Here is an 8721-nt window from a genome sequence, read left to right as displayed (position 1 = left end):
CGCGGCGGACGCCAGGTCGCCGCCCGCCTCGGCCGACGCGCGGAGCGCGTCGACCGCCGGGGCGAACGCGTCCACCATGGTCTTGTCGCCCACCTGGGCCGAGCCGAGGCGGCGCACCGCGGCCAGGCCGGCGTCGAGGGCGGCCGCCAGCTCCGCGGGCGCGGCACGCGCACCGGTGAGGTCGCGGCCCGCGGTGCGCAGCGCCGTCCCGTACAGCGGCCCCGCGGCGCCGCCGACCCGAGAGATCAGCGTGTTCCCCGCCTTGACGAGGACGTCGCCGACCGTCGCGGGCCGGTAGCCGTCCAGGACGTGGCGCACCGCCGTGAAGCCGCGGTGCATGTTCGTGCCGTGGTCGGCGTCGCCGATCGCGGAGTCGAGCCGGGTCAGATGGTCCCGGTTCACCTCGACCGCCGTGGCCGCCGCCCGCAGCCAGGCACAGGCGAGATCGATGTCCACCGCGCTCTCCTTCCCCGGATTCCCTGGCCGCCCCCCGGCCGCGCCCCTGGACGAGTGGTTTCGCCGTGGTCGGTGGCCGTAGGCGTCAGGGGCCTGGTGAGCGGCGCGCTCTGACCGAGGCCCCGCAAACCTCCGCCCCCGTGGCGCTCGGGGGCCGGCCGGTCCTTGAGGGTGCCGTTGACCGAATCGATCGACCGCCGCAGCCCTTTGAGCAGGTGCTCCCCCGGCCGGGGCGCTTCCCGCTCGACCGTGGCCCGCAGCAGCGTGATCTCCCGCCCGGCCGGCTCCGCTTCGGAGTTTTCGGTGGCGAAACCCTCGTCCGCGATCAGCGGCGGCCGTGGTCCGGTGGCGGCCAGGCGCGGTTCGGCTTCGAGCAGGGCACCCGGCATCCGCCGCGCGCCGATCTCCGGGCCGGCCGGGTACCGGGTGATGGGCATGCCGTGCGGGGTGCGCACCGGGAACAGGCGCACTAGCAGCCCCACCGGAGGGCCGGCGTCCGCACGGGCGCGTCCCACAGGTCGAGGAACGGCTCCTCCACCGCGCAGATCGTGATGGAGCATCCGGCCATGTCGAGGCTGGTGACGTAGTCGCCGACGAGGTTGCGGGCCACCGTGACGCCCCGGCCGGCCAGCACCGCGGCCACCTCACCGTACATGAGGTACAGCTCGCTGAGCGGGGTGCCGCCGAGCCCGTTGACCAGCACCATCGTCTCCGCCCCGCGCGGCAGCGGGCGGTCGTCCAGGATCGCGCGCACCGCCTCGGCGGCGATCTCGCGCGCCGGGCGCAGCTTCTCCCGGCCGCGGCCCGGTTCGCCGTGGATGCCGACGCCCACCTCGATCTCGTCGGCGGGGAGGTCGAAGCCCGGCCGGCCCGCCGCCGGGGTGGTGCAGGCGGTCAGCGCGACCGCGAAGGACCGCGACGCCGCGTTGGCCCGCCGCCCGATGCCGGCCACCTCGTCGAGGCCGGCGCCGCGTGCGGCGGCGGCGCCCGCGAGCTTCTCCACGAACACGGTGGCGCCGGTGCCGCGCCGCCCGGCGGTGTGCGTGGAGTCGCGCACGGCCACATCGTCGTCCACGAGCACCGTGCGCACCGCGATGCCCTCGTCCGCGGCGAGCTCGGCCGCCAGCTCGAAATTCATGACGTCGCCGGTGTAGTTCTTCACGACGAACACCACGCCGGCCCCGCCATCGGCCGCGGCGGCCGCGGCGAGGATCTGGCCGGGCACCGGCGAGGTGAAGACCTCTCCCGGGCAGGCCGCGTCCAGCATCCCCTCGCCGACGAACCCCGCGTGCAGCGGCTCGTGCCCCGAACCGCCCCCCGACACCACCCCGACCTTGCCGGGCACGGCGCCCGCGGCGCGCGCCACGGTGCGGGCCGCGGCGTCGACCCGCAGCTCCGGGTGGGCGGCGGCCAGCCCCGTGAGCGCGTCCGCGACGAACGACTCGGCGGTGTTGAGGAACTTCTTCACTCGGGACTCCCGCGGGCTCGGCGGACGGACGCACGGCCCGGCCGGTCGCCGGGCCTCCCGGGCGCCGGGGGCGGGCTCCCGGCCGGGGCGCCCGGCGGGCCGGGGCCGGGCGGCCGCTGAGTGGGACGCTAGGAGTGCGCTGGGTCACTGTCAAGCGTCCGGCCGGCCGCGGCCGGGCCGCGGCGCCGCGGCCCGGACCGCCACGCCCACCGCCTCACTGGTAGCCGCGGATCTCCCGGAACGCGGCGTCGAGGGAGTCCGAGCGGGCGTCGAACGTCCGGCCGCCGGTGAGCTCGGCGAGTTCCGTCATCTCCGCAGCGTCGCCCTCGCCGAACAGCACCGTGAACACCGGCACGTCGCGCAGCCCGGCCGGCAGGCGGGCGTGCGTCTCGTCGCGCAGCTCGGCGAAAGTCCGGCCGGTGTTCACCTCGCCGTCGGTGAGCAGCACGATGGAGGTGAAGCTCTCGGCGGCGTCGCCGCGATCCTCGGCTTCCAGCAGGCGGTACGCCTCGGCGACCGCGTCGTAGGCCGCGGTGCCGTCTCCCAGTTCCAGGGCGTCGACCTCGGAACGGATCGCGTCCAGCGTCGCCGGGTCCGGCTCCTCGGACAGCTCGTGGTCGACGGCCGGGCGGACGGCGCCGTCGAAGGGCAGCAGCGTGACCCGCTCACGCCCGTAGAAGCGCTGGAACCGGCCGGAGACCGAGTCGTCGCCACCGGTCAGCGTCTCCATGGCCGCGCGCAGCGCCTCGATGCGTTCGCCCTGCATGGAGATCGACGCGTCGAGCACGTAGACGGTCCGGGCCGGCTTGCGGATCTCGTCGAAGTAGGCCGCGATCAGCCGGTCCACGGTCTCCGCCCGGGTGGGGAACGGCAGTTCGGTGACCGAGGGCAGGCCGGCCTCGCCGAGCGCCTCCGGGTTCATGGGGCGGCGGTGGGTCTCCTGGAGGATCTCGCGCTGCACCTCGGCCGACAGCAGGTGGTCCACGAGCACCCGGTAGCTCTCGGCGACCTCGTCGGTGGCGGAGTCGAGCAGGGAGAGCGGGTAGTCGGCGGTGACGGTTCCGTCGGCGGGCCGCACGATGGTCAGGGGGCGGTCGAGCCGGCCCGAGGCGTTCAGCGAGAGCAGCACCGACTCGTAGTTGACCAGGCCGGCCAGCCCGGCGTCCCCGGACGCGGAGCGCCGCGCGAACTCCTCGGCCAGCCAGCCGGAGGAGCCGGCCGTCAGCTCCTGCCCGGAGAAGAACGCCCGCAGCTCCGGCGCGACCTCGTCGATGTCGGACGTCTCCAGGGCGGTCCCGGTGTCGGCGAGCGCGGACGCCACGCCGACCAGCGCGGAGAACCCGGAGTTGGAGGCGGCCGGGCTGCTCATCCCGTACGCGAGATCGCCGTCGGCGGCGGCCTCGGCGATGTCGGACCAGGTGACCTCCGTGCCGTCGCCCCAGCCCAGACCGGCGGCGGCGTCCTCGGTCACGCCGAGCGCCACCGGTGAGGCCATCACGGCGGTCTCCTCGCGCAGCGCGGTCCGGGCCTCGGCGTACAGGTTCAGGTACCGGTTCGACGCGAACCACACCGCGTCGTAGCGCTGGTCGGTCTGCCCGCCGAGGATCTGCTGCACGCCGTCGAGCGTCCCGGCGTACTCCATGTGCACGGTGACACCGGTGGCCTCGGCCGCCCGTTCCAGGACGGGCTCCAGGTCCGCCAGCTCGCTGCCGGCCAGCACCCGCAGCTCACCGGCCCGTCCCGGGCCGGTGAGGTCCGCGTCGCCGCCCGGCGCCGTGCAGCCGGCGCAGGCCAGCACGCCCGCCAGTGCGGTGGCCGCGAGCCGCCGCGCGGCGCGCGCCCCGTGTCCCGCGGCGCCGGTGCGCGGGGTCCCGTTCCGGTGCCCTCCACCACGCGTCACGCCGCCTCCTCGTCCAGTTCCGGCATGTCGGGAAGTTCGCCCTCGTCCGCCGCGGGCGGCCCCGCTCCGGAGTCGCTGTAGCGGCGCTCCACCTCGGCGATCATCCCGTTCAGCACCTCGTGGGCGGGCGCGTTGACGACATCGGCGATCTGCGCGCGGACCGGGAGGTCGTTCTCGGCCACCACCTGGGCGAACTCGTCCGGGTCGTTGGTCCGGAACCCGTGCCGGGCGGCCAGGCGCTGCAGTTCCGGATCCTCGCTGAGCAGCCGGCCGATCTCGTCGCCGGCCTCGGTCAGCGGCAGCACGGTGTGCGTGGAGATCGTGGTGGGGCCCGGGTACATGAGAACGATGTCCTCGGGGAAGCTCGCCATGTTCAGCTTCGCGGCCACGAACTGCGCCTCGTACCCCCACAGCAGCGGCGTGTGCCCGGCGCCGAGGGCGACGAACTGGTCGAAGGGCTGCTGGGAGGTCTGCGGCGGGTCGCCCTGGGCCAGGAAAAGCCGCGCGACCTCGTCCATCATGTCGCCGTCGGCGTCGCCCTCCTGGACCACCTCCTCGCCGTTGAGCAGGTAGCCGGTGACGACCAGGTACATCGCGGCGGAGTTGGAGCTGCGCGGGTCGGTGGTGCGGACGAGGACCTCGTTGCGGTTGGACTCCTGGCCGCCGAGGTCCCGCCACCGGGTGCGTTCCTCGGTGAGTTCCAGGTAGCCGGCCATGTCGAAGGTCCAGGTGCCGTCCGCGGCGCGCTCGGCGACGCCCTCCGCGGCGAGGGTCTCGGCGACGGAGGCGCGGCTCAGCACCGCCATGGGGGAGTAGAACGGCTCGTATCGGCGATCCACGTCCCACCGCCGGGCGATCTCCTCGGCGGCCGGCGTGCTGGACGGGAACGCGAAGTCGACGCCGGACAGGTCGGCCGAGGTCGCGATGGCGCGCGATCCCGCGGTCTCGACCACGACCTCGTACCCGAGCTCGGCGAACCGCGCCACCACGTCCGGATGCTCGAAGTACGGTTCCTTCTCCGACCCGATGACCCCGTGGACGGTGGTGCGGCCGGTGCCGAGCCGCTGCCACACGACCGTGCCCACGGCCCCGATGGCGAGCAGCAGGCCGGCGAGCACGAGGGCGAGCACGCGGGTGGTCGTCCGGCCGGGCGTGCGCCGCTGGAACGGTGGGGCCACGGTGTCCGTCCTCTCACGAACGCGGCGCGCGGCGTCCCCCCGCCGGGGGAGCGGGGGCGTGCGACCGGGACATGATTGTCGTCACTCCAGGCGCCGGTCCGCGGACCGGTACATGGCCGTGCGGTTACCGGCAGATGTCGGAAGACCCCTGTGCCACGGCGGCGTTCCCGGCCGGCACGGCTGGTGACCCGCGCGTCACGGACCGGTGTCCTCGCCTCCGGTCCGGCGCGGCCGCCGCCCACGTCCCCGCGCGAACGCGAGCGGGCGGCCGGTGTGCCGACGTTCCCGCCGCGGATCCGCCGCCGCGGTCGGCCCGGCCCGCCGCGGCTGACGAGCCGGCGCGGGATCACGGCCCCCACGGCGGCGAGCACCCGCCGGCCGGTGGTGGCCCGTCGCGGACCGGGGTCCGGATGTACGTGGCCGGGCACGCGCGGCACCCCGTCGCCGAAGCGGTGTCCGGCTGAGCGGCGCGCCGGGCGGTGCCGCCGCGCCCGCTGTCACTCCGCCGACGGCGGCGCTACCCTCGGTGTCCATGAACCCGCCCGTCGGCATCGTCCTGGTCTCCCACAGCCACCGACTCGCCGAAGGGCTGCGCGATCTGCTCGCGCAGCTCGTGCCCGATACGCTCCCGCTGGCCACCGCCGGCGGCACCGAGGACGGTGGGATCGGCACCAGCCACGATCTCGTCGCCGCGGCCGTGCGGCGGGCCGACGGCGGCGCCGGGGTCGTGGTCATCCCCGACCTCGGCAGCGCCGTGCTCACCGCGCGCACGGTGCTGGCCGACCTCGACCGGCCGCAGGCCGTGCTCGTGGACGCTCCGTTCGTGGAGGGCGCGGTCGCGGCGGCCATGACCGCGTCCGCGGGGGCCGGGCTGGCCGAGGTCGTCGCCGCCGCCCACGCGGCGCGAGGCGCCGACAAGTTCTGAGCCGCCGGTCCGGCACGCGCCCGAAGCGGGTGTGAATCGCCCGCTGACCTGCTGGTTTGTTCCGGGCGTTCCGTTTACAGTGATGAGGCGATCCTTTTCCCGGCCTATACCGGCGCGGGAGATCGGCGCCGTGAACGCCGCGAGGACCGCCGTCCGCGTCACCTACCCGGAACGTGATACATGCCGCGAACTGGCAGATGCTTGACCTTGCTGCCCGCCCGATCGCGCAGGTCACCCCGGCTCGCCCGGGTCCTCGCGCTCGGACTCGGAGTGGCCCTGGCCGTCGGACCGGCCGCGCCCGCGCAGGCGGCGCCGGCCTCCCCGGCGGCCACCGCGCCGACCGCCGAACGGCCGGCGCCGGCGCCCGGCGCCGTCTGCGGGTCCCGGAAGTACCCCACGCTCGCCAAGCGGCTCGGCGAGCGGATCGCGGCGGTGGCCGACGCCCGCCACGGCGACATCGCCGTCGGGGTGTCGGCGTTCGACGGCGCACTCGCCTGCGGCTACCGCGCCGACCGGGCGTTCGACGCCGCCAGCGTCGGAAAGGTCGTCGTCCTGGGCGCCCTGCTGCGCACCACCATGGACGAACACCGCCCGCTCACCCGCGAGGAGCACCGGCTCGCCGTCGCCATGATCACCGTCTCGGACAACGACGCCACCGTCCGGCTGCGCGACTCACTCGGCCGTGCCCGGCTCCAGCGCTTCCTGGACCGCGCGGGCATGACCCGCACCCGGCTGGATCCCGGCGACGCCGTCGGCCTGATGCGCATCAACGCTCGGGACGAGCTGCGGCTGCTGCGGCTCATCACCGACCGCAACCCCGTCCTCGGCGACGTCCAGCGGGCCTACGCGCGCCGGCTGATGGCCGGCGTTGCCGAGGACCAGCGCTGGGGTGTGCCGGCCGGGGCGCCGCCCGGCGCCCGCGTCCACGTGAAGAACGGCTGGCTGCCCCACGACGGCACCGACGTGTGGCGGGTGAACAGCGTCGGCGCCTTCCGCGGAACGCCCGCCGGCGACTACCGGCTCGTCGTGCTGACCGACGGCAACGACGGGATGCGGTACGGGATCGACAGCGTACAGGCGGTGTCCCGCGTCGTGCACGGCGCGCTGAACGCGCCGGGCGCCACGGCGCCCCGGCCCGCCCCGCACCCCGCCCGCTGACCTGCCGGCGGCGGTGGGCCCGGCCGGTCTCAGAAGTTGATCATGTGCCCGGCCAGCCCGTGCACCGCCTCCTTCACCGCCTCGCTCAGCGACGGGTGGGCGTGCACGTTGCGGGCGACCTCGTGCACCGTGAGATCCCACTGCTGGGCCAGGGTCAGTTCCGGCAGCAGCTCGGTCACCTCGGGCCCGATCATGTGGGCGCCGAGCAGTTCGCCGTAGCGGGCATCGGACAGGATCTTGACGAAGCCACGCGTGTCGCCCAGGCCGTGCGCCTTGCCGTTGGCGGTGAACGGGAACTTCGCCACCCGCACGTCGAAGCCGGCCTCGCGCGCCTGCGCCTCGGTGTAGCCGAAACTGGCGATCTGCGGCTGGCAGTAGGTGGCGCGCGGCACCATCCGGAAGTCGATCTCCTGGGTCTCGGCGCCGGCGATGGTCTCGGCCGCGATGATGCCCATCGCCTCGGCGGCGTGCGCGAGCATCAGCTTGGCCGTGACGTCGCCGATGGCGTAGATGTGCGGCACGCTGGTGCGCCCCCGGCCGTCGACGTCGATCGCACCGCGCTCGGTGAGCTTGACCCCCGTCCGGTCCAGCCCGTAACCGGCCACGTTCGGCGCGAAGCCGATGGCCTGCAGCACCGAGTCCGCCTCCAGCGTGCGCGTCTCGCCGTCGCCGGAGGCGACCACCGCGCGCACCCGGTCGCCGGAGTCGTCGATCGACTCCACCCGGGTCGAGGTGAGCACCTTGACGCCCAGGCGCCGGTACTGCTTGGCGAGCTCGGCGGAGACCTCCTCGTCCTCCGTGGGCGCCACCCGGTCCAGGAACTCCACGATCGTGACGTCCACGCCGTAGTTGCGCAGCACGTAGCCGAACTCGATCCCGATCGCACCGGCCCCGACGATGATGACGCTGCCCGGCAGCCGGTCGGACAGGATCTGCTCCTCGTAGGTGACCACCCGGTCCGAGAGCGCGGTGCCGGGCAGCAGGTTCGCCGAGGCGCCGGTGGCGATGATCGCGTTGTCGAACGTGACCGTCTCGGTGCCGGAGGCGGTCCGCACCGGCAGCGTGTGGTCGTCCACGAACGTCCCGCGCCCGGTGTACTCGGTGATTTCGTTCTTCTTCATCAGGAAGTGGACGCCCTTGACCCGGCCGTCGGCCACCTTGCGGCTGCGCTGGAACGCCGCGCCGTAGTCGAACGTCAGCCCGTCGGCGCCCCCGATGCCGAAGGTCTTGGCCTCGTGCGTCAGGGTGTAGGCGAGTTCGGCGTTGCGGAGCAGCGCCTTGGAGGGGATGCAGCCGACGTTGAGGCAGACGCCGCCCCAGTAGCGCTCCTCCACGACCGCCGTCGTCAGACCGAGCTGGGCGGCGCGGATCGCGGCGACGTAGCCGCCCGGGCCCGCTCCCAGCACCAGCACGTTGTAATGCGCCCTCATACGACTACCTCTCCACGCTTCTCGGCTCCTCGCCGCGGCGCACCGGTTCGCGGGCGTCGCGCGGCCTGGGCACCCCGCACGGCCACCGGGCGGCGCCGCGCCCCCGCACGGCGGTCCGGCCGTGGGCGGGCGCGGCACCGGCCTCTGCCGCCCAGTCTCGCCGAGAACGGCCCACCGCGTCACGGTGGGGGCGTCATGGGCGCGGC

Annotated in this window: 7 protein-coding genes; 2 read left to right on the top strand and 5 right to left on the bottom strand. The window is 74.9% G+C overall.

Annotated elements, in window-relative coordinates:
- The 4 genes from dhaL to ACFQRF_RS25920 all read right to left on the bottom strand — a co-directional run.
- On the bottom strand, positions 1-456 hold a 456-nt coding region (dhaL, locus tag ACFQRF_RS25935), incomplete at its 3' end, for a dihydroxyacetone kinase subunit DhaL (protein WP_379873867.1).
- Between the two features lie 469 nt (positions 457-925).
- Positions 926-1924: a dihydroxyacetone kinase subunit DhaK gene (gene dhaK, locus ACFQRF_RS25930; RefSeq protein WP_379873865.1), complete on the bottom strand. Its 999-nt coding sequence runs from the start codon at positions 1922-1924 to the stop codon at positions 926-928.
- A 214-nt stretch (positions 1925-2138) separates the two neighbouring features.
- On the bottom strand, positions 2139-3824 hold the full coding sequence (locus ACFQRF_RS25925) for a substrate-binding domain-containing protein (RefSeq protein ID WP_379873864.1): 1686 nt from the start codon (positions 3822-3824) through the stop codon (positions 2139-2141).
- Positions 3821-5002 (bottom strand): hypothetical protein, encoded by a 1182-nt coding sequence (locus ACFQRF_RS25920; protein ID WP_379873862.1) that lies wholly within the window; start codon positions 5000-5002, stop codon positions 3821-3823. Before ACFQRF_RS25920 ends, ACFQRF_RS25925 begins: the two co-directional genes overlap by 4 nt.
- 532 nt (positions 5003-5534) lie before the next feature.
- On the opposite strand from ACFQRF_RS25920, the gene dhaM reads away from it, so the two are divergent.
- Together dhaM and ACFQRF_RS25910 are read left to right on the top strand one after the other, a co-directional pair.
- Complete coding sequence (gene dhaM / locus ACFQRF_RS25915; RefSeq protein WP_379873861.1) at positions 5535-5927, top strand: dihydroxyacetone kinase phosphoryl donor subunit DhaM; 393 nt, start codon at positions 5535-5537, stop codon at positions 5925-5927.
- Positions 5928-6128: 201 nt separating this feature from the next.
- Positions 6129-7085, top strand: a complete 957-nt coding sequence (locus ACFQRF_RS25910) for a serine hydrolase (RefSeq protein WP_379873859.1) — start codon at positions 6129-6131, stop codon at positions 7083-7085.
- Positions 7086-7114: 29 nt separating this feature from the next.
- Here ACFQRF_RS25910 and lpdA read toward each other — a convergent pair whose 3' ends face one another.
- Positions 7115-8515 (bottom strand): dihydrolipoyl dehydrogenase, encoded by a 1401-nt coding sequence (lpdA, locus tag ACFQRF_RS25905; RefSeq protein ID WP_379873857.1) that lies wholly within the window; start codon positions 8513-8515, stop codon positions 7115-7117.
- Positions 8516-8721: the final 206 nt, after the last annotated feature.

The sequence above is a fragment of the Marinactinospora rubrisoli genome (assembly GCF_042664915.1).
Taxonomy (GTDB): domain Bacteria; phylum Actinomycetota; class Actinomycetes; order Streptosporangiales; family Streptosporangiaceae; genus Marinitenerispora; species Marinitenerispora rubrisoli.
This window is presented reverse-complemented; position numbering and strand designations above follow the sequence as displayed.

What these genes read in the sequence shown, in the direction of transcription:
- dhaM (WP_379873861.1), top strand. Translation starts at nt 5,535, where the DNA reads ATGAACCCGCCCGTCGGCATCGTCCTGGTCTCCCACAGCCACCGACTC.
- lpdA (WP_379873857.1), bottom strand. Translation starts at nt 8,515, where the DNA reads ATGAGGGCGCATTACAACGTGCTGGTGCTGGGAGCGGGCCCGGGCGGC.